The 25,818-nt window shown below is 63.7% G+C and carries 24 protein-coding genes; 11 read left to right on the top strand and 13 right to left on the bottom strand.

What is annotated here, in order from left to right; genetic code table 11:
- Positions 1–82: 82 nt before the first annotated feature.
- Positions 83–1,708 (bottom strand): DUF6119 family protein, encoded by a 1,626-nt coding sequence (locus ADBZ9O_RS03190; protein ID WP_526528335.1) that lies wholly within the window; start codon positions 1,706–1,708, stop codon positions 83–85.
- Between the two features lie 279 nt (positions 1,709–1,987).
- Between ADBZ9O_RS03190 and ADBZ9O_RS03195 the strand changes: the two genes are divergently transcribed.
- Positions 1,988–2,428 (top strand): hypothetical protein, encoded by a 441-nt coding sequence (locus tag ADBZ9O_RS03195; RefSeq protein WP_526528337.1) that lies wholly within the window; start codon positions 1,988–1,990, stop codon positions 2,426–2,428.
- 763 nt (positions 2,429–3,191) lie between these two features.
- Positions 3,192–4,490 carry a hypothetical protein gene (locus ADBZ9O_RS03200; RefSeq protein ID WP_526528339.1) on the top strand — a complete coding sequence of 433 codons (1,299 nt, stop codon included), beginning with the start codon at positions 3,192–3,194 and terminating at the stop codon, positions 4,488–4,490.
- Between the two features lie 117 nt (positions 4,491–4,607).
- Here the strand turns inward: ADBZ9O_RS03200 and ADBZ9O_RS03205 are convergent, their stop codons facing one another.
- The 3 genes from ADBZ9O_RS03205 to ADBZ9O_RS03215 all read right to left on the bottom strand — a co-directional run bounded on the left by ADBZ9O_RS03205 (position 4,608) and on the right by ADBZ9O_RS03215 (position 7,179).
- The gene (locus ADBZ9O_RS03205; protein WP_526528341.1) at positions 4,608–5,957 is read right to left on the bottom strand and encodes a DUF6308 family protein; all 1,350 of its coding nucleotides are present in this window, start codon (positions 5,955–5,957) and stop codon (positions 4,608–4,610) included.
- Positions 5,958–6,192: 235 nt separating this feature from the next.
- Positions 6,193–6,360 (bottom strand): hypothetical protein, encoded by a 168-nt coding sequence (locus ADBZ9O_RS03210; protein WP_526528343.1) that lies wholly within the window; start codon positions 6,358–6,360, stop codon positions 6,193–6,195.
- A gap of 183 nt (positions 6,361–6,543) precedes the next feature.
- The gene (locus tag ADBZ9O_RS03215; protein ID WP_526528345.1) at positions 6,544–7,179 is read right to left on the bottom strand and encodes a LysE family translocator; all 636 of its coding nucleotides are present in this window, start codon (positions 7,177–7,179) and stop codon (positions 6,544–6,546) included.
- Between the two features lie 155 nt (positions 7,180–7,334).
- Between ADBZ9O_RS03215 and ADBZ9O_RS03220 the strand changes: the two genes are divergently transcribed.
- The 4 genes from ADBZ9O_RS03220 (at position 7,335) to ADBZ9O_RS03235 (ending at position 9,474) form a co-directional block, all read left to right on the top strand.
- Complete coding sequence (locus ADBZ9O_RS03220; protein ID WP_526528347.1) at positions 7,335–7,730, top strand: tautomerase family protein; 396 nt, start codon at positions 7,335–7,337, stop codon at positions 7,728–7,730.
- Positions 7,731–7,902: 172 nt separating this feature from the next.
- A complete protein-coding gene (locus tag ADBZ9O_RS03225; RefSeq protein ID WP_526528349.1) occupies positions 7,903–8,646 on the top strand; it encodes an SDR family NAD(P)-dependent oxidoreductase in 744 nt (247 codons plus the stop codon).
- A 34-nt stretch (positions 8,647–8,680) separates the two neighbouring features.
- A complete protein-coding gene (locus tag ADBZ9O_RS03230; protein WP_526528351.1) occupies positions 8,681–8,830 on the top strand; it encodes a hypothetical protein in 150 nt (49 codons plus the stop codon).
- Entirely contained in the window at positions 8,827–9,474 is a 648-nt protein-coding gene (locus ADBZ9O_RS03235; protein ID WP_526528353.1) for a hypothetical protein, read from the top strand. The genes ADBZ9O_RS03230 and ADBZ9O_RS03235 overlap by 4 nt, the downstream gene beginning before the upstream one ends.
- On the opposite strand, the gene ADBZ9O_RS03240 is transcribed toward ADBZ9O_RS03235, so the two are convergent.
- Positions 9,471–10,001: a hypothetical protein gene (locus ADBZ9O_RS03240; RefSeq protein WP_526528355.1), complete on the bottom strand. Its 531-nt coding sequence runs from the start codon at positions 9,999–10,001 to the stop codon at positions 9,471–9,473. The genes ADBZ9O_RS03235 and ADBZ9O_RS03240 overlap by 4 nt on opposite strands.
- 249 nt (positions 10,002–10,250) lie before the next feature.
- Here ADBZ9O_RS03240 and ADBZ9O_RS03245 point away from each other — a divergent pair, with 249 nt between their 5' ends.
- Positions 10,251–11,357 carry a fatty acid desaturase family protein gene (locus tag ADBZ9O_RS03245; RefSeq protein ID WP_526528357.1) on the top strand — a complete coding sequence of 369 codons (1,107 nt, stop codon included), beginning with the start codon at positions 10,251–10,253 and terminating at the stop codon, positions 11,355–11,357.
- A gap of 439 nt (positions 11,358–11,796) precedes the next feature.
- On the opposite strand, the gene ADBZ9O_RS03250 is transcribed toward ADBZ9O_RS03245, so the two are convergent.
- Positions 11,797–12,096: a transposase gene (locus ADBZ9O_RS03250; RefSeq protein ID WP_526528359.1), complete on the bottom strand. Its 300-nt coding sequence runs from the start codon at positions 12,094–12,096 to the stop codon at positions 11,797–11,799.
- A 74-nt stretch (positions 12,097–12,170) separates the two neighbouring features.
- The gene (locus ADBZ9O_RS03255; RefSeq protein WP_526528361.1) at positions 12,171–13,430 is read right to left on the bottom strand and encodes an HNH endonuclease signature motif containing protein; all 1,260 of its coding nucleotides are present in this window, start codon (positions 13,428–13,430) and stop codon (positions 12,171–12,173) included.
- Positions 13,431–13,690: 260 nt separating this feature from the next.
- Between ADBZ9O_RS03255 and ADBZ9O_RS03260 the strand changes: the two genes are divergently transcribed.
- A complete protein-coding gene (locus ADBZ9O_RS03260; RefSeq protein WP_526528363.1) occupies positions 13,691–14,890 on the top strand; it encodes an IS110 family RNA-guided transposase in 1,200 nt (399 codons plus the stop codon).
- A gap of 362 nt (positions 14,891–15,252) precedes the next feature.
- Here the strand turns inward: ADBZ9O_RS03260 and ADBZ9O_RS03265 are convergent, their stop codons facing one another.
- Genes ADBZ9O_RS03265 through ADBZ9O_RS03290 form a run of 6 tightly spaced genes read right to left on the bottom strand, consistent with a single transcriptional unit; the run spans position 15,253 to position 21,920 of the window.
- A complete protein-coding gene (locus ADBZ9O_RS03265) occupies positions 15,253–16,242 on the bottom strand; it encodes an ABC transporter ATP-binding protein (protein ID WP_526528365.1) in 990 nt (329 codons plus the stop codon).
- Positions 16,239–17,249, bottom strand: coding sequence for an ABC transporter ATP-binding protein (locus ADBZ9O_RS03270; RefSeq protein ID WP_526528367.1), 1,011 nt, complete (start codon positions 17,247–17,249; stop codon positions 16,239–16,241). The genes ADBZ9O_RS03265 and ADBZ9O_RS03270 overlap by 4 nt, the downstream gene beginning before the upstream one ends.
- The gene (locus tag ADBZ9O_RS03275) at positions 17,242–18,192 is read right to left on the bottom strand and encodes an ABC transporter permease (protein WP_526528369.1); all 951 of its coding nucleotides are present in this window, start codon (positions 18,190–18,192) and stop codon (positions 17,242–17,244) included. The genes ADBZ9O_RS03270 and ADBZ9O_RS03275 overlap by 8 nt, the downstream gene beginning before the upstream one ends.
- A 13-nt stretch (positions 18,193–18,205) precedes the next feature.
- The gene (locus ADBZ9O_RS03280) at positions 18,206–19,195 is read right to left on the bottom strand and encodes an ABC transporter permease (protein ID WP_526528371.1); all 990 of its coding nucleotides are present in this window, start codon (positions 19,193–19,195) and stop codon (positions 18,206–18,208) included.
- A 36-nt stretch (positions 19,196–19,231) separates the two neighbouring features.
- Positions 19,232–20,953 carry an ABC transporter substrate-binding protein gene (locus tag ADBZ9O_RS03285; RefSeq protein ID WP_526528373.1) on the bottom strand — a complete coding sequence of 574 codons (1,722 nt, stop codon included), beginning with the start codon at positions 20,951–20,953 and terminating at the stop codon, positions 19,232–19,234.
- 34 nt (positions 20,954–20,987) lie between these two features.
- On the bottom strand, positions 20,988–21,920 hold the full coding sequence (locus tag ADBZ9O_RS03290) for an ROK family protein (RefSeq protein WP_526528375.1): 933 nt from the start codon (positions 21,918–21,920) through the stop codon (positions 20,988–20,990).
- Positions 21,921–22,112: 192 nt separating this feature from the next.
- Here ADBZ9O_RS03290 and ADBZ9O_RS03295 point away from each other — a divergent pair, with 192 nt between their 5' ends.
- The 3 genes from ADBZ9O_RS03295 to ADBZ9O_RS03305 all read left to right on the top strand — a co-directional run bounded on the left by ADBZ9O_RS03295 (position 22,113) and on the right by ADBZ9O_RS03305 (position 25,718).
- Complete coding sequence (locus ADBZ9O_RS03295) at positions 22,113–23,288, top strand: ROK family protein (protein WP_526528377.1); 1,176 nt, start codon at positions 22,113–22,115, stop codon at positions 23,286–23,288.
- 124 nt (positions 23,289–23,412) lie between these two features.
- Positions 23,413–24,696 carry a 6-phospho-beta-glucosidase gene (locus ADBZ9O_RS03300; protein ID WP_526528379.1) on the top strand — a complete coding sequence of 428 codons (1,284 nt, stop codon included), beginning with the start codon at positions 23,413–23,415 and terminating at the stop codon, positions 24,694–24,696.
- The gene (locus ADBZ9O_RS03305; protein WP_526528381.1) at positions 24,693–25,718 is read left to right on the top strand and encodes an N-acetylglucosamine kinase; all 1,026 of its coding nucleotides are present in this window, start codon (positions 24,693–24,695) and stop codon (positions 25,716–25,718) included. Before ADBZ9O_RS03300 ends, ADBZ9O_RS03305 begins: the two co-directional genes overlap by 4 nt.
- Positions 25,719–25,818: the final 100 nt, after the last annotated feature.

A 25,818-nucleotide genomic window follows, 5' to 3' on the forward strand; every position in this document is an offset into this window, starting at 1 on the left:
GCTCCGTGACACCACAAGGTTCGCTTACACGGTGAGCTCTGAACAGATGCGGGTCCGTCGGCATCGGGCAAGCCGTAGCAGTTCAAACCGCGCGATCGATGGGTACGACATAGACGGGAATGCCTCTGGCTTCCAAATCTAGGTAAGTGCGCACAAGCGTCACTTGGCTGAAGCTGTACAGGGATTCAGCGGTGAAGGCCTTATCGGAGTTACGCGCGATGCCGAACACGATCGCTGGGGGCTTGTCCCGCACCAGTTTCGGATCCCCACCGGCTTTGATGACGCGGGTACGGAACTTGCCGCGCGCCTCCTCATCGAAGCTCAGTGTGTGGCTTGCGTTTGCGCCCTGGGCGAAAAGGTGGCTTGCTGGGGCGGAAGCATCAAGGTTCTTGACGTGGACGAGAGTGCCGTTAGGAGCAAGGATGTCGCACGTCTCGAAGCCGCGCGGATTTTGGTTGGTATGAACCAGCTTTCGGTCGAGCAGCACACCCCCGCATGCGCTCGCAGCGAGCTCGTTGTAGTCCTCTTCGGGGAAGAGCTTGCCGTCGGGAGTTGTGGGCCAGGCCGGAAGTGTCAGGTCGCAGGGGCGGCTGAAGATGGCCTGGACACGCTGCTTGAGTTGGGCGGCATATGTGTTGTCGATTCGGTACCAGAGCCCGTCGTGCAGGAAGTGTTTATGGCCGTCGAGGTCTGCTTCGAACGCTATCCATTTGCGTAGCGGGATGTCTGGGCTGATTGGGCTTTCGCCGTCTGGATCGCTATAGAGCTGGATCTTGACGCGGTCGAGTGATTCGAGAATGTTCGTGGGGTCGAGGGCGGAATAGAGGTCTTCGACCGTGGGAGTGCCGGAGCGAATTTCAGGCCGACCGCGCTTCTTGACCGCGAACGCGGCCGGTGTCCCGTTTTCGTTGACACTTTCGTGCGGCCACGCTGCCCCGATGGATGTGGTTGTGGACCGTTGGAGGGCGTCGACCAACTTGGCGTCGAGTTGGGCGGCGTCTTCGCTGCCCTTCTTGAGCGCGATGAGCTGTTCGAGGACCTCTAAGTCCTCGACAACGGGTTGAAGGAGAGCCTTGCTAATGGCGTCCAGGTCGGCGAGCAGCGTCTCAGATGTCTTACCGAGCGGGATGTTCAGTCCGTCGGCGCCGCGGAGCTTGAAGGGTTTGTCAGTGCTGAGGCCCGGAAGAGTCGCGGTGGCTACGAGTCGGGTCACCAACTCTCCGAATCCGCCTATCCCGAAGCCCCGAAGGTGGTCACCGGAGGGAATCGATGAGCGGTCGACCTTGGCGCGGTCGTCCATGGTCTTCCGTGTGAGCGAGTTGAGCTGATCGGCATCGGCGACGCGGACGGCGAGACGTTGCCCGAAGCCTGGGTCGACGTAGGACTGTTCTAACAGCAGAAAGCCCATTCCGTAGGACAGGGCCCAAGTCACGTCGTCGTCGCCGGGCACTAGCAGTACGGCTGCTGCCGTGGTGTTGTGGGCATCGACGGGATCCTTGATGAGTGCGCCGACGGTGCTCGTCCACTTAGCGCGTTCAGTGATGATGTGGCCAACCACAAGCGCCGATTCGCGGCTTCCCACTGAATGGGTGCTAAATGTGAAATCAGGAGACTCCAAATACTTACTGCGGATCGCAGAGCGGGGATTGGTCAGTCCGACGAGTCTGTACAGCGTGGTCGCTGCGGCGACGGCAGGTTTGCGGGCCATGGGAACTCCGAATTTCAGTTTCTAGGTCATACGTATAGGTCGGTGCCGGTGTGGGCGCTTCAGGCACCCGTGTCGGCCTGATGTCCGCACGTGTCACCGCAAACGCGGGGGCAGGTCCATGATCACCGGTCCTTGATGCGCGCAAATTAATCAACGCCCACACTGCGTGTCGCCACGGGAGGCTTTTGCAGTGTCGCGTGTCTCCGAAGGCTCTACGTGGACGGATGCCTAAGCTAGTGGAGATGGAAACGCGCGAATAAACTGCAGAGGGAGAAGCAAATGTCGGGTGACGTCGTGGACTTCACTGATCGGCGCGAAGACGCGGAGCTGCAGGTTCTGCAAGCCACATGCGCTAACCCAAGATGCGATGAACAATTTCTGCGACCGGTTGGCCCCGGCCGGCGCAAGGATTTCCATAGCGAGGACTGTCGACGCAACTCCGAGCGAGACCAGCGCCGCCTCTCCGGCCTGTTGGAGCATTACAACCGTCAGGCCGATCAGATGCGCGCCCGCATCTCCGCCTACCTACGAACCAATCCCGACGGTGTCGTGGCACCGGCAGGGCCGACCGTCGAGGAACTCGGGCGTGCGCGTGAGGCTGTCGCGGAGGTGCGGGGAATGGCCCGGTTCCTGCGCGGTCATCAGGACGAGTTTGCGCAGGAGCTTCTGCGATTGTTCGAAGCTGTTGAACCGGTGGTGAGTTCCCGCCAAGGGCCCTAACCGACTGGGGCACCCGTGACGGCGGCACAGCCGATAACCACGACGTACGTCAAGTGATGCGCGACGAGTAGCTCCGGGCCCTCGGAGAATCTTGTTGGGTCAAGTTCAGTTCCACAACAATCAAACGCTAACTCCGGGTGGGTCTTAGCGTTCTCAATGATCTCGTCGCGACAACGGCAACCCGCTGAGCACTTCACGGCCCCCTTGGAACCGGTCGGGATTGCTGACGCCCCCGCGGCCACGCCCTTGCTCCGAGCTGGGGCCATGATCTTCTCTCGCTGGACGCGCAGCGTGCATTCGTATAAGCGGCGGTAGCCGGGGACCTTCGTAGCCGGGCACCCGGCCTGACTCACGATCTTCTCGAGACGCTTGCTGTCTTTGCGTCCGAGCTGATGCTTGGCCTCAAAGGCTGTCAGCTCGTCCTGGATCAGCCGAAGCATCACCGGCTTCCAAAAAGTAGCCGACTGCGTCGTCGGCGTGGGGCCATCTTTCAACTGAGCCTCGTGCACGTGCCAGGGCAGTGTAAGCGGAGCGACCGACGTTGCAGTGGGGTTTGCTCTCGCGACGTCGTGGAGGCCTAGAAGCGAGGCTCGAAGCGCGAGCCTGACGGTGCCGGCGGCACGTCGCCGAGTGTGGCTGGTCATCAGCTCGTTCCTGCGACCGCGGGTCGCCGTGAAAATGAGACCAGGCCCGCCAGACCGCCGGACTCGAGACGGGACGGGTGTCGTCCCAACCCACTTCATGCAGCGTTTACTGTCAAGCCGTGGACCAGCACCTGAGCATTTTCCGACCCTACGACCGTGACCCCAGGCACGAGGATCAACTCACCAGGGCTGCCTTGATCGTGATGCGACTGGTCCCGCTATGCCAAGAGGCGTTTCTCGGCCGGGCCGGCTGTCCAAGGCTTTCCGAGCTGCCGCACCCCCGATTCGACATGCAGACCGAATCCCTCGTAGCGCTCGACACCGAAGTCGAAGACCCAAAGGTCGACGAGCTGGTCAGCGTGTTTCTCGGCCCGCACGAAAACCTTGTCGCCGGAACTGATGAGCTCAACCTGGCCTCGGAGCGGCGGGCCCGCTATGACGGCGTGATCCAGTACGGCACCGCATTACTGATCGTCATCGAAAGCAAGCTCTACGCCGGCGCCAGCGAGCAGCAGGCCTTGGAGATCAACACCAAACAACTCGACCATCACACGAAGCGATGGGTTCCGGTGCGGTGGCAGGATCTGCTCGACCGGTGGTGGAACCTCATCGAGCTTGGGGTCCTGGGCCCCGCGGAGATCGCAGTCCTCAACGACTTCTTCGACAATGCCGAGCAAAACTTCGGGGACCTATTGCCCTACACCGACCTTGAACGCTGCGGCGACCACTCTGGCCGCCAATTGCGCCGTCTGCGCGCCATCCTCGAGGCGGCTACCGGGTTCACCGCTGAGGTCCGTGACGTCGGCGGGCATGCGGGCGTGAAGTTCCCGCCCGATCAGGTCGTGGCCTTCGATCGAATCAGTCTCTACATCGACGGGGACAACGTCGTGCTCAGCGCCTGGCCGGCCGAGCTAGCCCCTCAGTACAAGCGCGTCTACGCCAACCCAGATCGAGCCGGAGCGCTGATCGCGCTGACTGAGGAGCCGGGCTGGCAGGTCCACGGCAACTTCCATCTCGCCTTCTGGCGCTCCAGCAGCCCGCAGCGCTGGTATCCCGCGCGACGCCTGCCCGGTTCCACCTATGTACGTCAATGGGTCGAAGATTTCTCCGACAGCCGAGCCGGGCGAAGACCACGAAAAGAGCTCAACGACAGTGTGTTCCGTGAATGGCTCGTCCAGCGCGGCTACGCTACTGATACCGAGATGGGCAGCCTCGACGAGTGGTCCGACCGACTGCCGATGGACAAGTTTGATGTCCGTCCCAGTATTCAGGTGACGCGGTCCTGGCAATACGCCGACGCCGTTGCGCGCGACCGCACCGGACAGCTCACCGCCGAAGTGCGCGACGCCATCAACCGCCTGCTGGCCGCACTGGATGAACCGCAGCTGCACGACCTCACGCCCTCATCCACGGCATGAGGTGATGACGGCAGTGGGTGCCGGTGCTGCTGAAAAAGTGTGCACAGTGCACCAAAGCTGGCCAACCGAGGTTGGGCCGCAGCGGGGCTGCTCACAGCCGCGGTCAGGGGCATACATCTACTGACCGTGCTGGGTCGCGGCCATCCAGAGCGCGACGTCTATGCGGCGGAGCAGGCTGACGTCGGCCGGTGCATCCGCGCAAACCTGGGCGACGGTCACGCGGCGCGACTCGTCAGACAGTTCGTCCCACATCGAGATCCAGAACCGCGAAGTGGGTGGCTGAAGTAGGTCTTTGACCTTGTTGTCGAGGATGGGGATTAAGCGTGGTCGTTTGGCGGCGAGCAGCTTGCCGGCGATGACCCAGTCGACGCCCGGCAGGGTGCGCAACAGTGTGTGAAGTTCGGCCGCCGGACCGTCCTGCAATGTCTCCCGGGAAGCGTCCCAGATGTCGACTGAGAGCGGTATCTGCCGAAGCAACTCGTTGAACCGATCAGGTTCGGTGACAAGCAGTTTGGCTGCAGCCTCAGTGGGCACCTGGACGCTGAGTGTCTCGACCGCGACCAGGTCGGAGGCGTCGAATCGGTTGGGGTCGCCGACGGAGCCGAAATGTTCAAACCAGCGGCCGGTGAAACTCGTGAAGTAACGGTCGTAATCCTCGACAATCTGCTTGGCGTTGGCTTCGAACCAGTCGGCGAGGTCTACGACGAATCGGCGTTGCGACGACAATGCTGGTTCTGGTGTCGCGACGGTGTCCGCCTCGGACTCGCGGACCGCGTTGGCGAATGCTTGCGAGAAGTTCGTCTGCTGGCCGCTCCCGGGAAACGGGACGCGGACAGAACTCACGGGTAGTCCGGCCGCGGCCAGCGCCGCGTATGCAGCGTCGTAGACCGTTGCTTTGATGAGCACGATGCGCTCGGGGCTAAGCCCTTGGACCCGGTGCATCAGCGCAGGCACATACGAATTCAGCGATGTGCTGTCAACGGGATCGGGTTTGAGATCGATGAGGAAGGTGCCCTGCTGTTGCAGCTGCGCGAGGAGTTCGGCCTTGTTTTCGCGGGTGGGTTCGACACCGAGAAGCGATCGGATGACGTGCCGAAACAGGGAGTCATGGGCGTTGACCTCGTGGAAGTAGAAATAGCGATTGGGGTCAGCCGGCGGAGCTTCGGCGATGAGCAGGAGCCGGATGCGGTCTGGCCGGTACTGCTCGGCGGCCTGCGCACGTCGGCTCCGCTGTTCCGCGGCATCGATGTCGACATCCCCGGACTCCGTACTGCCGGGCAGGTACGTCTCGGCTGTCCTTGATGTGGCCCTGCCCGCGTAATCCCGACCGGAGCGGCTGGCGGGTCCGTATTCGCGGCACCACTGGCGACCGGATTTGCTCTTCCCGTGAAGGCCTTCGCGGTAGCACTGGTCATGATCGAAGGTGTTCTCGCCGGACTGGCTTTGGCCGCCGAGGCTAGGTCCCATGACCTCATGCTGCGCCATCACCGGCACTGAAAACCAGTCGGCTTCGCGTAGTAAGACTGCGGCAGGCGCCGTGTTGGTAAGGGCAGCACAGCACCACCCAGGTTGAGGGCTCTGCGCCAGCCGAATCCTTGGCGTCGACTCACATGAATGCGGTGTGCGCCGGTTGTGAACCGGACATTGGAGTGCTGCCAGCGCTGTCGGGTGTAGCGCGTACCTAAAAGCAGCTGCCGACGGCCTAGGCGCCGATCTTCGCCCCCGGCGTCACCCGAGTGATCGATCGTCCGTGCAAGGCCCCTTTGATCGTGCCCCTGACCTCGAGGCCACCGCCCTCATTGTTGGTGTCGCCCATGCACGTTCCGCGGAGTTTGGCCCTGCCGCCCGGCTCGATAACGAGTCCGTGCACCAAGCCAATTATGTTGGCGTAACCACCAGACTCGACTGTGAGTGTGCCTTCGATGCCGCCAATTAATGTGAGCTTTCCCCCGCTCGTCACACGAACGTCGCCGCACCGACGCTCTGCGGGCGACCGTAGCCACACCGGAGGGCATGGGTGGAACACCAGTCCTGCCGTGCAGGACGAGTTCGCTCAGGCTGTAGCGGCGACCCATCCAGCCAATGTCAGATAGACCGTGGCGACGGCGCGGTTGAACCTCCGCGCACTTTTGATACCGGCCGAGGAAATGCGATGCCCTAGAGATCCGGCGAAATAGCCGATCGGGCCGTCGATGCAGAAATCAACGACGACGAGTACCACCCCAAGAACGGCGAGTTGCAGCGGAACGTGGCCGAGGTGTGGATTGATGAACTGGGGAAGAAACGCGACGTTGAAGAGGATCACCTTTGGGTTCAAAACATTGGTGATCATCGCGCTACGAAACGCCGTCGATGGCGAACTACGTTGTTCAGGAGTCGGCTTCGAGTGACCCGTCGTTGACGGCTTGGCCCGTAACGTCGTCACTGCAAGATAGATCAGATACAGCACGCCCGCCCATTTCAGCCCCTCATAGACGGCCGGGAACTTGTGCAGCAACGCGGACAATCCCAGGACCGCGATGACGGCGTGTACGGCCAAGCCTGCTGACACGCCCGCCGCTGCAGCGACGCCTGCGGCACGCCCATTGCGGCTGCCCAGGGCGACGATCATCACCATGTCGGGACCAGGGATCACCACCAACAGCAACGCCGCCAGCAGAAACGGGCCGAGCAAACCCAAATCGATCACTCCTGCACCTAACCAGAACCGACGTCGAGCGCCCATGGAGTCGCTTGATAGCGAATCTCGGAGACACTGCCGCAAACGTCAAGGTCACTCGCGGATGCGGCCCTCCGCCTGAAAACGGGGTGATCATCAACGGGTCATGGTGTGAGGATGTTGCGATGCCCAGCACGACGATTGAGGTTCGACGGCGGTATCGCGCCGATGAAGAGGTCGCGATCATCGACGCGGTTCACGATGCGTTGGTAGCGGCATTCGAGATCCCGCCCGGCGACAAGCACGTCCGGCTGATTAGTCATGAGCCACACCGGTTCGCGCATTCCCCGGGATTGGCTCAACCGGAGATGTACACGTTCGTGGCGATCGACTGTTTTGCTGGACGCTCGGTGCAAGCCAAGCGGAACCTGTATCGGGAGATCGTGGATCGCCTCGACGCCTTAGGCATACCACCCGACCATGTGACCATCGTCTTGCGGGAAAGCTCGGTCGAAAACTGGGGCGTTCGCGGCGGCCGGGCCGCGTGCGATGTCGACTTAGGTTTCGACATCAACGTGTAGCCGTCTATCGGCGGCCCGCCCAACCATGCGATGCCGTGCTGCTCATGGTCAATCCCTACGAGCCGCAGATCTCAGACCGGGATGTGATCGACCTCGAATCTCCAAATATGAGACGGGATCCCACCTTCAGCGTGGTCCGAGCTCGTTTTGTCACTAGGGCTAGCGTGTGATCATGGGCGAAATCAGGCGCGTCGCGTTGGTGACCGGAGCGACCTCGGGAATAGGGCTGGCCATTGCTCGCCGCCTCGCCGGGCGCGAGTATTGCGTGGTCGTGCATTCACGTTCGTCGACCGAGGCTGGAAACGCATTGGCTGCCGAACTCGGCGACGCCCACTACATCCAAGCGGACCTCGCAGACGATACGGACAGACAGCGGCTTGTTGCCGATTCCATTCGCATCGCCGGGCGCCTTGACGTACTGGTCAACAACGCTGGAATCAGCGCAGTGATCCCGCACTCCGATCTTCAGAGCGCCTCAACGTCGATGTGGCGGAAACTGTTCGAGGTCAACACGATCGCACCATTTCGCCTCGTCGCCGAAGCCGAACCACACTTGCGCGCCTCAGCAAGAAGGGGACGGCCCTCGACGGTCGTCAACATCAGCTCGCACGCCGGGATGCGCCCCAAAGGGGCCTCAATCCCGTACTCGGCGAGCAAAGCCGCCCTCATCCACACCACCAAGCTCCTCGCACTCACCCTTGCCCCCGACATCCGGGTCAACGCGATCGCACCCGGCCTCGTGGACACTCCGCTGACCGCGGAATGGGCTGATGCGCAAGCTTTGTGGCGCGAACGGGCTCCGATGGGGCGTCCAGCGACTCCTGATGATGTGGCAGACACCGCCCTATCACTCATCGAGTCCGACTACATGACCGGCGAGATCCTGACCCTCGATGGCGGCCTCGGCCTTACCTGACCAATAGCGACAGGTTTCGGCGCCGGGCACCTCGATGCCGGCGCCAGGCCCCGCGCTGTTACCCCAGATCGGCCACGATCTGGCTGATGCCGGGGAGAAGATTGCCGTGGGCGGGTTGATCGGCGTAGCGATCATCGGTGGTCTGCTCGGTATCGGCCCTGCAGCTTCGGAGGCATCACCATGACCATCCCCAAGGACCCTGCGCAGAGCAGTCCGGTCGAGCCCAGTTCCTGGCAGCGTTTGGCCTCGGCGTCGCTGCTGGAGGCTTTCGCCGACGAGTTCTACGGCGTCGAGGACCTCGTGGCGCTCACCGGCGCCCTCACCCCGGCCTGGGTCGACGCTCTGCCCGTGCCGCCGCATTGGCAGCGCGTCGACCTTTCCGAGACCGAGGTGTCGGTGGCGCCGGCGCGGGTGGCGGTGCGGGGGCCGCGCATCGAGGGTGGGTGGGAAGCCACCGACACCCTCGAGGTGTATGGCTTCACCGGCAGACCCGCGTTCTCCGTGTTGCTGGGCAGTACCGCTCGTGCCCTGGCTGATCTGGGCGTCAACGATGTTTCGACTCGGATCTTGGCGATCCCCGCCATGGTGGGAGTGGCCGTTGAGCGCAGTAGCGCCATCGTGGCCGTCGAGGGCCGGCGGATCTGGATCCAACTCACCCACTACGTAGCGGGCAACGATGAGCCCCATGCCGGGCGGCTGATCGTGCACGGCGTCTACGCCGACGCTGAACGCGAGCCAACCCTCGCCCACGACATCACCGTGTTGACTGAGGGCGTGTATGACACGTTCGTCGCCCTGTTCACCACACCCGACCCGGGTGGCGGTTAGTCGTCGCTGGCCACGACCAACGCCAATTCGCCGGCAGTCCGGTCGATGACTACGAACTCATGGAACCCGGTCGAACTTCCGACGACCTCGCCCCAGTCGTGTTGGGCGGTGGCACGGATATCAGGCAATTGATAGATCGCGGTGGCCCGCTGGATGCGGGCGTATACCTCGCGTTCCATGGCGTCGCGGTCGGCGTCATGCCAGCGCACGTCGTACTCGGCCCAGGTGCGGATTAACGCCTCTACCGCGGCCGGGTCGGCGGCGGCGAAGGTCTGCGGGGTAATCGCGTGCAACCAGTAGGGCCCGTGTTTGTCGACCATGTCTGTGTCCCAGGTGCCGGCGTAGCTGTCGCGGTAGCGCACGTGGGCGATCATCAACGCCAACGCGCTCTGATCGTCGACATGCGCAGGCAAGGAGAACACCTTGATGTCGACCCATTGCCGGGTCACCGGCGGGTTGATGAAGATCATGCGCTGGTACACCAACTGCTCCTCAGCAGCAGTGGCGTTCGCGCTGGTCTCGGTCATGTCCTTGTCACCTCACTTCTTCGTCGGTTTCGACACGCAGTGGTGATCGTCGATTGTGTCAACTGTGTCATGGGGTAAGGACATTGAATGGTCAGCGACTATCCGCTTCACGCTGCGACATGAGAACGAGCGCCTCGCGCATGGCAAACCTCGATTGGCCGCCCTTGAGGCCTACGCCTTAAGCTGCTGATACTCCGACGGTGGCCAGCCTGCGCCGCTCCAACGCTGCTCCCACACGAGGACACCCAGATGGCGATCGCCGATGTCTCCGCTTACATGCATCTCAGCACGGCCGACGTCGAAGCAATCGCCGATGAACTCGACGGTATTCGCCAAGACGTCGAGGAGTCACTCGGAGCCAAGGACGCGGCCTACATCCGGCGCGTGATCCGCCGCCAACGAGTGCTCGATGCCTCGGCGCGCTTGCTGATCGCCGGCAGCCGGTCGAGGATCGGTTGGGGGTTGGGTACGGCGGCGCTGGCCTACGCGAAATCCATCGAGAACATGGAACTCGGCCACAATGTCTCTCACGGCCAATGGGATTGGATGAACGACCCCGAAATCCACTCCACCAGTTGGGAGTGGGACATGGTGGGGCTGTCAGCGCAGTGGCGGTACTCGCACAACTATCGGCACCACATCTTCAGCAACGTGCTCGGCATGGATGAGGACATCGGCTACCGCCTTCTTCGAGTTACGCCGGATCAACCGTGGCGTAGCCCGTACCTCTTGACGCCACTGCGAAACTTGTTGCTGGCGGCAACCTTCGAGTGGGGCATTGCTCTGCACGGCCTTCGCTCGGAGCGAGACCGCATCGGCACACCAGCGGGCAGAACCGCGGAGCAACGACGATTCTTCGCCAAGATCGCCCGCCAGTTGGGCAAAGACTATGTGTTGCTGCCCGCCTTGAGTCTCCGACGGTGGCGTCGAATTCTGGCGGCCAACGCCACCGCTAATCTGGTGCGGAACTTCTGGGTGTACGTCAACATCATCTGCGGGCACATCCCTGATGGCGTCGAGACATTCGACCCGGCGGTGCTCGACGGAGAGACCAAAGGCGAGTGGTATCTGCGGCAGATGCTCGGGACGGCGAACTTCGAAGCCAGCCCGCTGCTGGCATTCTCGGGCGGGCACTTGTGCTACCAGATCGAGCACCACCTCTTCCCCGACCTGCCGAGCAACCGCCTCGCACAGATCAGCATCCGCGTGCAGGAACTGTGCAAGAAGTACGACCTGCCCTATAACACGGGATCGCTTCCGCGCCAGTACTTCCGGACGCAACGGACCATCCATAAGCTGGCGGTGCCCGACGGCTTTCCGGCCGACGAGCGAGCGTCGGATCAGACCACCAGCTAGCCGAGTCGTTGCGATGCCGTCGCGATCCGAAGTGTCAGGCCGGGGGGCCAGTGGGAGGGAGAGCACGGGCCTGGGGGGCATCGCATCGGCGGCGGGCATGAATAGCGCGATGCACGGTTCGCCAGCGAACCGGCTGTTGTAGCGCAGACCGTCCAGGTTGGGGAACGCCTCCGTGATGCGCCGGGCCCAGCGTTGTGTGATCGAATGCGACCCAGTCGATAAGGCCAATGTGCCTCCTGCTCGAGTTGGCCACGCGCCGACGCTGTCGGCGGCCAGCCAGGTCTAGCAATCGAAGCTTTCTGGTGAATCGCAACCCGGATAGGTAGGGATCACCACGAAACCGGTCGATGGTGCACGCCGCTGGGCCGGGGTGGGTTCCGCGGCGCGGGTGGCGCACCATTTGTAGAACCCTGAACGCGACACACTTCCATCAGTCTGGTCATGCGTGTGACCTGCTCGGAGGCGAAGAAGGCCGCGGCTTTTTCAAAAACGCACGATCCAAACGTAATTTGGCATTTTCCTTGCGCAAGCGTTGCAGCTCTGCGCGTTCGTCGTCATCGAGCACCTCGGGGTTATCGGCGCCTGAGCGTGCTTTGACTGCTGTGACCCACCGGCCGAGCAAGCGTTCTCCCACGCCGATCTCGGCGGCGACGTGAGCGATCGGGCGCCCGGTGTCGATGACCAGGCGCACCGCCTGCTCGCGATATTCCGGGGTGTACTTCTTGCGGTTTCCCGACACGGGAACACCCTCCCAGCAGGACCAGCAGTCCCACGATCAGATGTCCACCATCAAGGGTCAACCCCAACACGACCTCAGTTGGTGGTGGGTGGTGGTGGTTGGAAGGGGGTGTACCACCACCATTGGGCGCGTTCTCCGGTTGGTCCGGTGCAGGGTGGGACGTCGGGTGGGGGTGTGGTGGGGTGTCGGGCCAGGGATCCCGCATTCAGTGGTTGGCCGTCGCTGTCGGTGACGATGAGGCGGTCGGCGGGGCCGGTGATGGTGATGCCATGCCGATGATGCAGGCGGTGATGGAATGGGCAGACCAAGACCAGGTTGGCCAGTTCGGTGGGGCCGCCGTCTTCCCAGTGGATGATGTGGTGGGCGTGCAGGCCACGGGTGGCCCCGCAGCCCGGCACCACGCAGCAGTGGTCGCGGTGTTCCAGTGCCCGGCGTAGTCGGCGGCTGATGGTCCGGGTCTCCCGCCCGGATCCGATCACCTGGCCGGCACGTTCGAACCATACTTCGCACGCCGCATCGCACAGTAGGTAGCGGCGGTCGCCGTCGGACAGCAACGGCCCCAAATGAAGGGCGGCGACGCGTGCTTCGACGTCAACGTGCGCGACGACAGTGGTGCGCTGCCCGTGAGGTCGGGAAGCCACGTCGGTGTCCCACCCGGCGTGCACCAAACTCATGAACCCGTCCACCGCGTTCGGAAACGGCGGAGTCTGGTCGGACACCGCGTCGGCGTGGTCGCGTTTCCACTCGGCGACCAACGCATCCTGATGGGACTGCAGGGCCGCGTCGAACACCGCTGCTTCGTCATGCGGCAGGGTGATATGCCAGGTGGCGGAGTACTCGTCGGAGGTTTGGCTGATCGACCGTGGCGGCTCCGGCCGCGACTCCGCCTCCGGCTCAGGTGCTGATTCTGGTTGGGGTTCGAGTTTGATGGCGGTGCGCAGTTGGCTGACGGTGGCGCTGCGGGCCAGCTGCGCGTAGTGCTCGTCGGATCCGTCGGCGGCTTTGTGGGCGATGACCCCGATCTGATCGAGGGAGAATCGGCCCTCGCGCATCCCGGCTGCGCACCGCGGGAACTGCGGTAACCGGTGGGCGATCGCGGCGATCGCGCCGGCATTGGCCGACGACACGCCCAGCTTCCAGGCCACCAACCCCTGCACCGATCGTGCCCCGGTGTTCCCCCACAGTCCGTCGTGGTCGATTTCGGCGACGATCTCCACGATGCGGCCGTCGATGGCGTTGCGCTGCCCGGTCAGCTCCGCCAGCTGGTCGAACAACATCTCCAGCCGCTCCTTGGGACTGAGCTCAGTCACCAAAGATGTTGCGGTCGAAGACATAACACCATCAAAGCAGAGGGGTCCGACATTGATGATGGAAGAGCGTTACCGCGCAGGTCGTGGCTCTGGGTCTGACTGACGTCCTGCTGGGCTGTCTTTCTTTTGATTTGTCCGGCCTGCGCGGTGCGCACCTAGAAGCACGCCGGACAGGACGGACATGACTTAATCAGGAGCCTGGCCGTTCCTCATCAATGTCTTGTCTGCCCGCCCTGGCCGGTGTGTGCCCCCACCCAACGCTGGTCAGAAGGGACACCATCATCTTGACAGAATCCACGCTCCTCGTCGCCGGCGCGGATACCCACGCCGACACCATCCACGTCGCGGCGATCTCCATGACCGGCGCCGCGATCGGTGACCGCGAGTTCGCGACCACCCGCGCCGGCTACGCCGCGGCCATCAGATTTCTGACGTCGTTAGGGCCGGTGCAGCGAATCGGGGTCGAGGGCACCGCCAGCTATGGCGCCGGGTTCACCCGGGCGCTCACCGCTGCTGGCATCGAGGTCGTTGAGGTGACCCGCGCGGTCAAGTCCACCCGCCGCCTCAAGGGCAAGTCCGACCCCCTCGATGCCTACAGCGCCGCCCGCACTGCCCTGTCTGGCCACGGACTTGCCACCCCAAAAGACGACACCACCGCAGGGCTGCGGGCTCTGCACGTCGCTCGCCGCTCAGCGGTCAAGCACCGCACCGCGGTGATCAACCAGATCAAGGCCTTACTGGTGTCCGCGCCGGACGCTGTGCGTGAAAAGTACCGGGGATCAACAACATTGAAAATGATCGAGGCGATCTCCCGCTGCCGTCCCGACACCCAAAGTGACCCGTGGGTGCAGTCGGTACTCACCGCGGTCAAGATGCTCGCCCAGCGAGTGCAGTTCCTCGAAGCTCAAGCCGAGGCTCTCCAAACCCAGATCGACGCCTTCGTCGCCGAGGCGAATCCCGGACTGCGGGCTGCTTACGGAGTCGGCGCCGATACCGCCGCCCAGCTGTTGATCACCGCTGGGGCCAACCCGCACCGGTTACACAGCGAAGCCGCATTCGCCGCTCTGTGTGGAGTAGCGCCCGTGCCTGCGTCCTCGGGTAAGACCAACCGCCACCGTCTCTCTCGCGGCGGTGACCGCGCCGCGAACAACGCGCTGTTTCGCATCGCCTTGGTGCGTATGTCTCACCACCAGCCGACCAAAAGCTACGTGCAACGTCAGTCAGCCCTAGGGCACACCCGGATGGAAATCCTGCGCAAGCTCAAACGCGCCATCGCCCGGGAGATCTTCAAACTACTGATCCGACAGATCGCTGTGCCCGAATACAGAGACCTGCGCCCAGCGCGACAAGCCAAGAACATCACCCTCACCGCAGTGGCCAATCACTTCGGAGTCTGGCCCACCGCGATCTCCCGCATCGAACTCGGAATACAACGCGACGACACCTTCGCAGACACCTACAGAAACTGGCTCAAAGCCGCTTGACACAAATAGGAGCATCAAAAAATCTGCCACGAACGGCTGGTCGTACCACGCGTAACTAACCGTTGGCGACTCACCCACCGACTCGGTTTCGAGGATGCCGGCGAACTGAACGTGATCCAGAGCGGCCATCCCGTGGCCTATCGGATCCTCATCAAGCGTCCGTAGCGAGAAACGCGTTCGCGGTGACCGACTTCTCACCCCTGACAGCTCGACGGCCAAGTCCGTCAACGCGGTAAAGCTGAGCCGGGTGCGCCGGCCAGCACCCGCTTGTAGCCAGAATTGTCGGCACATCGGCAGGCATGTGTTCGACCGTAGAGGCGCATCCGCGCCGACCGTTCAACGAGATCGGTGCGCACCGAGGGTTACGAGCCAGCGTTGACATGACATGCCGCCAACTGCTCACCGGACAATGGCAGCAGTGCCGGTTCACGGGTCGCGCAGCGGTCGATCGCTACCGGACAGCGGTGGCGGAACCGGCAGCCCGGTGGCGGGTCGATGACCCTGGGCGGCTCGCCCCGGTCCGCCCGGATTGCCTCAGGCAGCGGCGTCCGCGGGTCGGGAATCGCGGACAGCAGCAGCTGGGTGTACGGGTGCGCGGGCGCCGAGAGCACCTGTTCGGTCGGCCCCGACTCGACCACATGCCCCGCGTACATCACCAGAAGTCGGTCGGAGATGTACCGGGCGCTGGCGATGTCGTGAGTGATGTAGAGGATCGACACCCCCAGTTCGGACCGCAACGTGGTCATCAAGTTGAGCAGCCCGATACGGATCGATACGTCCAGCATCGAGACCGGCTCGTCGGCGACGATCAACTTCGGCCGAGACGATAGCGCCTGCGCGAATCCGATGCGCTGTCTTTGTCCACCCGATAATTCGTGAGGGTAGCGCTCCAGCACATCCCCCGCCGGGCTGAGGCCGACCGACTCCACCACCTGCTCCGACTCGGCCCGGCGCTGCGCTGTGGTCAGCTCAGGGCGATGCAGTCGAAGGCAGCGGTCGATGCCGTGCGAGACCCGGTAGGCGGGGTTCAGGGACGAGAACGGGTCTTGGAACACCATGGGTACCGCGCGGTGGTAGTCGAGTTCCTGCTTGCGCCCCTTCATCGCCGACACCGGCCGGCCTTGGAACAGGATGTCTCCTGACGTCGGCCGGTGTACTCCGGCCAGTAGCCGGGCGATAGTGCTTTTGCCGCTGCCACTCTCGCCGACCAGGGCCACGATCTCTCGGTCCGCGACGGTGAGGTTGACGTCGTCTACGGCGTGCAGGGTCTTGCGGGAGAACCCGCCGCCGACCTTGAAATGCTTTGTCAGGCTGCGGGTCTGCAGCAGCGGGACGGAGTTCGGGCTGGTCATGGTGTGACCTCGAGTGGGCGGGTCGGGTCCAGCAGCAGGCAACGGGCACGCGAGTGCCCAGGCGGCCCGGAGGGCAGCAGCGGCGGCTCCACATCGCCACAGCCCCCAACGGCCACCGGACAGCGCGGCTGGAACCGGCATCCCCTGGGTAGTCGGGACATCGACGGTGGGCTGCCGGGAATGCCGACTAACGGCACCCGCGGCCCGCGGATCGACGGAAATGCCTCCAGCAGCCCCCTGCTGTAGGGATGCGCTGGACTGTCGAACACCTCGCGGGTGGGCCCGTCCTCGACCACCTGCCCGGCATACATCACCAGGAGCCGGTCGGAGAAGTGGCTGACCAGCGACATGTCGTGGGTGACGAACACGACCGCGAAACCGAGTTGCCGTTGCAGCTCCTTGATCTGCATCATCAGTGACCGCTGGGCGACCACGTCCAGGGCTGACGTCGGCTCGTCCATGATGACGAGGTCTGGGGTGAACAGCAGCGCCATTGCGATCATCGCGCGCTGCCGCATCCCGCCGGAGAGCTGATGCGGGTAGCTGGACAGGTGCGCCGGGTCGATGCCCACCAGGTCTAACACCGCACGGGAACGCTCCAGTTTGGCTCGCTTGGACATCTTGGCGTGCGCATCCAGCGCGTCGCCGAACTGCGTGGCGATGGTGGTGACCGGGTTGAGCGCGTTCATCGCGCTCTGCATAACCACTGAATATTCTTGCCAGCGAAGCACATTCAGCTGCCGCTGGGTCATGGTGACAAGATTTCGCCCGCCGAACAGCACGCTGCCGCCGATGATCTCGGCTGGTGCGGTGAGCAATCGGGCGATTCCGAACAACATTGTCGACTTACCGCACCCGGACTCGCCCACAACCCCGACGAACTCACCTGGAAGCACATCGAACTCGACCTTGTCCACCGCGGTGACCGGACCTGATGGCGTGCCATAGGCCACCGATAGCTGCCTGACCGACAGTAGGGGCGTCTCTGTTGCTAAGGCCTCAGACATTATCGCTCGCGTTGCGGGAGCGTGGGAGGAGCTTTTTGCGGATCGGCCGCAGCGCCGGATTGCTGATCTCGTCGAACGCGTAGTTGATCAGTGCGAACGAGGCGCCCAGGAGGGCCACGCACAAACCGGGGGCGATCGACCACAGTGGCATTCCGGTCAGCAGGGCCTGCTGATTTTGCGACCAGTAGAGCATGGTGCCCCAACTCACCGTGTTCGAATCCCCGAGCCCGAGGAACTGCAGGCCGGCTGCGGTCAGTACCGAGTACAGCGCCGCGCCGAGAAAATTGGCGACGATGAGCGAGGCCAGGTTCGGCAGCACCTCGGCAACGATGATGTAGGAGCGACGCTCGCCGCGGACTTTGGCAGCTTCCAGGAAGTCCCGGTTGCGCAGCGAAAGTGTCTGCGCCCGAAGCTGGTTGGCGCCGTATGACCAGCCGGTGACGATCAGCACAACCAGGATGACCGGCAGGCCGCCCTGCCCGGCGTACTTGGCGAAGATGATGATCAAGGGGAAGGCTGGAATCACCAGCACCAAGTTGGTCAGGAGCGAGAGTGCGTCGTCGACGATCCCGCCCATGTAGGCGGCGGTAACGCCGACCAGCACCGACAGCACCGTGGCGCAACCGCCGGCCACCAGTGCGATGATCAGCGATTGCCTGGCGCCGAAGACCAACTGCCCCCAGATATCTTGGCCGAGAGCCGTCGTGCCCAATATGTGATCGCCGGAGGGCGGTTGGGCGGGCAGGAAGTCCAGTGCGTTCGGATCGCTGACGGAGGTGAACAGGCCGGGCCAGATCGCCATCAAAGCGAACATCAGGAAGATGACCAACCCGGCGACTGCTTTCGGGTTGCGCACCAGCGAACGCCAGAACCCACCTCTGCGCCTGGCCTGCGTGTCCGCCTCGTCGGCTACCACGGGCGCCGGCAGCGGCGTGACACTCATCGCGGCAACCCCCTCACGCGTCGGCCCTGGCCCGTGGATCCAGCGCCACGATGGCGAAATCGCAGATCAACACCGCGACTAGGACCGCGACGGTGAACAGCATGAACAACACCTGCATCAACGGGTAGTCGGTGTTCTGTACCGCGTTGTACAGCAGGTAACCGAGCCCCGGATAGTTGAATACGTACTCGACGAGGATTGCGCCCGAGACCACGAAGCCCAGTGACATCGCGAAACCGGACAGGTTGGGTAGCAAGGCGTTTCGGCCGGCGTAACCGGTCATGATCTTCCACCCGGATAGCCCTTTGGCCTGGGCCATCCGGACGTAGTCCTCCGACAGTGTGCTGATCATGTTGTTGCGCATCGTCAGAACCCAACCACCGACCGCGGTGATGACGATCGTCGTGGCCGGCAGGATGGCGTGCACCAGGACGCTGGCGATGAACTGTCCGTTCCAGCCCGGCACGAGGTCCGAGTCGTAGTTGAAGTCGTGTGGCAGCGAGCCCCCGGTCCACACCGAGAACACCAGGATCAGCAACAGTGCGACCCAGAAGTAGGGCAGCGCCGAGGTAATCACGAAGACGGTTGGCAGTACCGAGTCCAGCACCCCACCACGCAGCCAGCCGGCGACCGTGCCGATCAGAGTGCCGAGCAGGAAGGCGATCACCGTCGCCACCCCGACCAGGCCGATCGTCCAGGGCAACGCTTGGGCGATGATCTTGGTGATCGGCTGGCCCAGGCTGGTGCCGACGGAGACTCCCCATTGACCGGTGAACATGTTCCCCAGGTAGTCCACGTACTGGCTGAAGATATTGGCGTTCGGTTTGTAGCCGAACGACGTCAGCAGTTGCTCCAGAGCATCGGTCGATAACCGGTTGTGGGTGCGGGTGCGCAATGCGTCCACCGGACTTCCCGGCATCATCCGGGGAATGAAGAAGTTCAGTGTCAGCGCCGCCCACAAGGTGATGGCGAAGAAGCCGAGGCGACGCAGTAGATATCTCACGAGACCAACTCCTCCGTCCTCAGCGGCCGTCCCCGCTCAGTCCTGGGCAGACTTCGACCAGATCGACGACAACACGACACCGTTGTCGGGAATGTTGAACGCGGCAGGCTGGGCGTAGGGGTTGGCCTCCGTCGGCCAGCCGTCGATGTCTTTGGTGTTGTACTGGAACCAGTCCACACTCTCGGTGACGGGGATGACCGGTACGTCGCGCATCATTGCCTCACCGAGCTGCTTGACGATGTCCACCTGTGCCGCGCTGTCGGCGACCGGGTACTGATCGAGGAGCTTGTCGACCTCGGGGTTGTTGTATCGGGAGAAGTTTGAGTTGGCAGGCGTCCCGATCGGCGCGCTGTTCTTCGAGTAGAGGTTCAGGCGCATCTCGTAATATGGCGTGGGCCCGCCGGCAGGCCCGTAGTAGGCCAGGTCGAAATCGCCGGTGTACAGCTTGTCGTTGTAGGTCTCCTGGGCCAGATCCTGCACTGTCAGGTTGATCCCGATAGCGGCCAGCTGCTGCTTGATGACCATCAACGAGGCGTCCCAGTCGGTGTAGCCGGTGATCGTGATGACGCCGAGGTCCAACGGGTGATCCGGGCCGTAGCCGGCGGCGGCCAGCAGTTCCTTTGCCTTGTCCAGGTTCGGCTTGTCGTAGCCGGCCTTGGCCAGCGCGGCGGAGTCGAAGTACTTGTCGAATGTCGGTGTGACGATGCCGGTCTGGTTGGCCGCCGGCTGCTGTCCGCCTTCACCGACGGTCGCGACCTTGGATCGGTCCAGGGCCATCGCGATCGCCTGTCGTACTTCGAGCTTGCTGGTCGCCGGCCGCGACGGATCCATATTCGGATACAGCGACTGGTTGGTGACCGGCGGCGACCAGGTGTGGTTGTCAGGCGAGCGATCCAGGTAAAAAGCCTTGATATTCGGGATGAACTGGCTGCCCCACTGACCCTTGTCGGTAGCCAGGTCCAGATTCGCCGGGCCATTATCGAGGTAGGCGGGGTACTCGACCTTCTGGATGAAGGGCTTACCGGGCTGCCAGTAGGTCGGGTTCGCGGTGTACTCGATGTTATTCGGGGTACAGCTGTTCATCGTGAATGGCCCAGTGCCAACCGGCTTTTCGTCGCTCCAGGTGTCGGGGTGGGCGGCTGCCTCGCCGGTGGACCAGATGTGTTGGGGAATGATGGGCACCTGGTTGGCGAAGTTGAAGAAGTAGGACTTGGCCGGCGCTGCGAACTGCATCGTCACCTTGTCGCCGGCCGCGGCCACGCTTTGCAGACCGGCGCCGGTCCACAGCGCGAAGGTGTCCAGGGCTGGGAACTGCTTGAGCAGGTTGAAGGTGAACTCGACGTCCTTGGCGCTCAGCGGCTGACCGTCGCTCCATTTCACTCCGTCGCGGATGACGAATTCGATGGATTTGCCATCGGGTGCCCAAGTGTAGCTACTGGCCAGCATCGGCGTCTCGGCCTGGTCGTTGAGAATGTTCACGAACACCAGTGGCTCGTAGACAAAACCCTGGGACTGCTGGTTGGCCGACGGATTGAACGGATTGAAGCCGCAGGCCCAGGTCTGCCCGGCCACGTTGACGATGGTGACCTGGCCGCCCTGCTTGTGGCTGCCGGCGGGCACCCCGGTAGGTCCGGCAGGCTGCGATCCTTTGGTCGAATCGGAGGTCGTGGAATTGGTTCCGCTGCTGGAACAGCCTGATAACGCAATACCGGCGACGGCAAGAGCTACCAGACCGCGACGGACGGGTGATTGGCGCATTGACTCTCTGTCTTCCTTGGTCGGGAAATTGTGGTTAGTGGCTTCGCGTCGCTTGGGCCGCGCGCGGCGACGTTGCCGCCCCAGTGGCCAGAGCGATAGCGCCGATCAGGGGAGCGGTGTCCGGAAAAGCTGCCAGGACCAACTCCGGCGGATAGGGGACAGCCGCGTCGAGCGCGGCGCGCAGGGCGGGATGCAGCAGCTGCCAGGCCGCGGTCATCCCACCGCCGAAAACGATCCGCTGCGGATCGACGGCGTTGGTCAAATTGACCACATGGAACGCCAGCTCACCGACGAAATCGTCGACCAAATAACCGATTCGGGAATCAGTGGTGGCCTCGGCGAACACCTCGGCCGCCGAAACAGGGCGCCCGAAGAGGGACTCACCGCGACGGGACAGCGCCTCCCCGGAGACGAATTCTTCCAGGATGACGCGGTCGTCGGGGTGATCGATCGCGTCGCGGGACCGCAGGTTGTAGCCGATCTCCCCGGACGCGCCGTGAAATCCGCTCAGCACTATTCCGCCGACGACGATCGCCGCGGCCAGTCCGGTGCCGAGGTTGAGGTAGATGCCCGGATCGCAGCCAGCGAGCTGGCCGAAGGCGAGTTCCGCCGCGGCAGCAGCCTTCACGTCATTGCTGACGGAGACCTCTGAGTCCGGGAAGGCGTTACGAAGCTCGAATTCCAGCGCCAGGGCTGACCAGCCGTCGATAGCGGTAGCCAGCCTGATCTCCGTGGGCATCGGGATCCCGAACGTACAGGCGCCGACGGCGGCGACCGGGCGATCCGGTGCGGACCTGGCCAGCATCGCGTGCACTTGGTCGATCGCGCGTTGCAGATTGTGCTGGGCGCCGGTATGTCGGGAGACCGCCACGGCGGCAGTGTCCAATTGGACGCCGTCGAGTTCGCACACGGCGACGGCGGTCTTGGTACCGCCGAAATCGAATGCGACGATCACCGGTGCTGGCATCAAGCGACTCCGTCGGGTGGATTGCAATTAGAAGGAAAGTACCCTTCCAATTGATACCCTGCAACCGGAATTGGGAATTTGGTTCACGCCGTCCACCGGTGCGGGATGTGTTGGCGGACGACGAAGTTGCTTGTCAGCCTTGGAAAGTCGGTACCCTGTGTGCCGGATGTGAAGTATGGAGGAGGGCATCCTGTGGCGGACGTGGTGCAGGGACCGGGACGACGCCGGTCGATCAAGGCGATGAACGAACAACTGTTGATGGATCACGTGCGGGCCGGCGGACAGCTGTCTCGTGCCGAGCTTGCTGAGCTGACCGGACTATCCAAACCCACTGTGTCAGCGGCATTGTCGGCTCTGATGAGCGCCGGACTGGTGCAAGTCAGTGGCCATCGGGTGGGGGTTCCCGGTCCATCTGCCAAGCTCTACGAGTTCTCGCCGGACGCCGGGCACGTACTCGCTCTGGATGTCGGACACCGCTACCTGCGGGGTGCGGTGTGCGACCTCACGGGTCAGCCCTTGGTCCGCTGCGAGGTCAAAGCACCGACCGGCGGTAGCCGCGCGGCCATTCGCGAGTTGGTGAAATTGAGTACCGAGCTCAGCCAGATGGCGAAGGTCCCACGTCATGCGATCGCCCAGACGGTGATCGGTACGCCCGGCATCTTCGATGCCGATAATGACGCGATCCGGTTGGCCGGTGTGTTGTCCGGCTGGGGACATCCTTCGGTCATCCAGGAGCTACGTGCCGAATTCGGCCAGAACGTCATGTTCGAGAACGACGTGAACGCCTCCGCACTGGCCGAGCAGGCGCTCGGCCACGGACGGGAAGTGGACAACTTCGCCTTTGTATCGGTCGGGACCGGCATCGGCATGGGGCTGATCCTGGACGGCAAGCTGCACCGCGGCGCGCACCGGGTCGCCGGCGAGATTGGTTTCCTGCCTTTGGATAACGACGAGAGCACCGATGAGCGAGACGCTCGCCGCCGCGGGCGTCTCGAGGCGTCGGCCTCAGCTGCCGGGGTGGTCCGGGCGGCGCGTCATGCGGGCATGAGCGGAGTGATCACCGCCGAGCGGGTCTTCGCGGCGGCGAGCAAAGGCGATCCCCGGGCCGAGGCGGTAGTGACCACCGAGGCGATCATGGTTGCCAAGGCGATCTGCTCTGTGGTCGTGGTGGCCGACCCGGAGCTGGTGGTGATAGGTGGCGGTATCGGCCGGGCCAGCGGGTTCGCTGATCGCGTCAAGTCTGAACTCGGAAAGATCTCACCAGTGACTCCGGACCTGCGGGTCAGCGCGCTGGGTGAGGGTGCCGTGGTCGACGGGTGCTTGGCCGCCGGTGTGGTGCGCGCCTGGTCGAACGTCGCGCGCTGTTGATCCACGTCGGCCCTCCGTCCGCTTGACCTGGCCCCGGCGCAGGGCTAATTTATTGGAAATATTCTTTCCAATCCTGGGACCACTCGACGATGCTCGAATCTGCCACTGGGGCAAGGAGATTTATATGAAGATCGTCGTCGTCGGTGGCGGTTCCACGTACACGCCCGAACTGATCGACGGCATCGCCCGGCTCCAGGAGGACCTCCCGATCAGCGAGATCGTGCTGGTCGACCCGGCGCAGGACCGCCGCGAACTGCTCGCCGCGGTATCCCAGCGGATCCTGACCAGATACGGCACCCCGGCAATCGTCCGTGCATCTACCGACGTAACCGAGGCGGCCGACGGGGCGACTGCCGTGCTGATGCAGCTGCGTATCGGTGGGCAGGCCGCGCGTGAGCGGGACGAGACGTGGCCGCTCGAGTGCGGTTGCGTGGGCCAAGAGACCACCGGCGCAGGCGGTTTCGCCAAGGCGCTGCGCACTGTTCCGGTGGTGCTGAACATCGCGGAGCAGGTGCGGGCGGTCAACCCCGATGCCTGGATTATCGACTTCACCAACCCTGTCGGCATCGTCACCCGCGCGCTACTCCAGGCTGGGCACAAGGCAATCGGACTGTGCAACGTGGCAATCGGCCTGCAGCGAAAATTCGCCGAGTTCCTGGATGTATCGCCGGACCGGGTGAGTCTTGACCACGTCGGACTCAACCACCTGACATGGGAACGTGCGGTGCGGGTGCTGCCTGAGTCGGGGGCCCCGTTTGGTACCGGCCACGACGTGCTGCCCGATCTGTTGGCCGACTACCTCGACGCGCTGGCCGATCATCTGGACATGCCCGCCGAACTGCTGAGCTTGTTGGGAACGGTGCCGTCGTACTACCTGCGTTACTTCTACCAGCACGATCGGGTGGTCGACGAGCAGCGCGGCGGTGTGCCGCGGGCCAAGGAGGTAGCCGCACTCGAGGATGAACTGCTGGCCATGTACTCCGATCCCAGCCTGGACCGCAAACCGGAGATCCTGGCAAAACGCGGCGGCGCCTACTACTCGGAGGCCGCCATCGGACTGATCGCTTCGCTGGTCAACAACCGAGGTGATGTGCAGGTCGTCAACACCCTCAACGGTGACACCCTGCCGTTCCTACCGTCAGACATGGTGATCGAGGTCCCGGCCACCATCACGGCCGACGGTGCGACCCCGGTCAGCCTCGACCCGGTCGCCCCAGACCTGACTGGGCTGATCAGTCATGTCGCCGGCTACGAGCAGCTAGCTCTGGAGGCCGCACTGCATGGCGGTCGCGACCGCGTGGTCCACGCGCTACTTGCGCACCCGCTCATCGGCCAATGGGACGCGGCGAATGCGTTGGCGGACAGACTGATTGCTGAGAACAAGGCATACCTTCGATGGGCCAGGTGACCCCCGGCGTAGGGCACCTGATCGCCGTGGATGCCGGCAACTCCAAAACCGACATCCTGGTGCTCGCGCCTGACGGCACCGTGGTCGGCCACCGGCGCCAGGGTGGGTTCACTCCGGTCACCGCAGGAATGCACCTAGAACTGGGCCGGCTCGCCGACGGTATTCGTGCGCTGACCGGGCAATGTGGGCATCCGCCGATCGCACTTGTCGCGGCTTATCTGGCCAACGCCGATTTTCCTGAACAGGAGGCCTACTACGCCGAGTACCTGCGATCTGTGGGGCTGGCCGAACGGGTGGTGGTCGGCAACGACATGCTGGCGCTGCTGCGGTCGGGGGCGTCCGGGCCGGGCGGGGTGGCCGTCGTGTGTGGCGCGGGGATCAACTGTGTAGGGGTCGGGGCCGACGGCCGGCAGGTGCGATTCCCTGCGTTGGGCGAACTGACCGGTGATTGGGGCGGTGGCCGGGCGTTGGCCGCTGGGGCGATTTTCCTGGCTTGCCGTGGCGAAGACGGGCGCGGCCCACGGACCGCGCTCAGTGCTGCCATTGCCGAGCACTTCGACACCCAGACTGCCGTCGATGCTGGAATCGCGTTCAGCTTGAACCACATTCCGTCCACGCGATTGCACGAGGTGACACCGTTGATCTTTCGGGTCGCCGCGCAAGGGGATCCGCAAGCACGGGATCTGGTGCGCAGGCAGGCGCTCGAAGTGATCACCATGGCAAAGGTGGCGATCGTGGACCTCCAGCTGGCCGATCAGGAGTGCGAGGTGATCCTCGGCGGTGGCGTACTTGCCGCCCGCGACCCGCTGCTGATGGCCGACATCACCGCGGGCCTCCTGCAGATATGTCCGGCGGTACGGATCGCCATACCTGACCAACCGCCCGTGGTGGGCGCTGTGCTGCTTGGAATCGCTGAGCTGGTCGGCGCGCCGGACTGGCACCGGCCACCGGACGAGGCTGCGGTGCGCCAAGCGGTCGCCGCGGCGATGAGGACGGTCAACGGCGGGGCCGGTCGGAGTTAGCGGACCAGCTCCGGGCCCCTCGAGTTTGTCAGGCAGATGTGCGGCAATCGCAACCCGTCACACCGCTGGCACCGCGGTCGACCCGACATGCTTGACCGGG

Source organism: Mycobacterium sp. (genome assembly GCF_965229105.1).
GTDB lineage: Bacteria > Actinomycetota > Actinomycetes > Mycobacteriales > Mycobacteriaceae > Mycobacterium.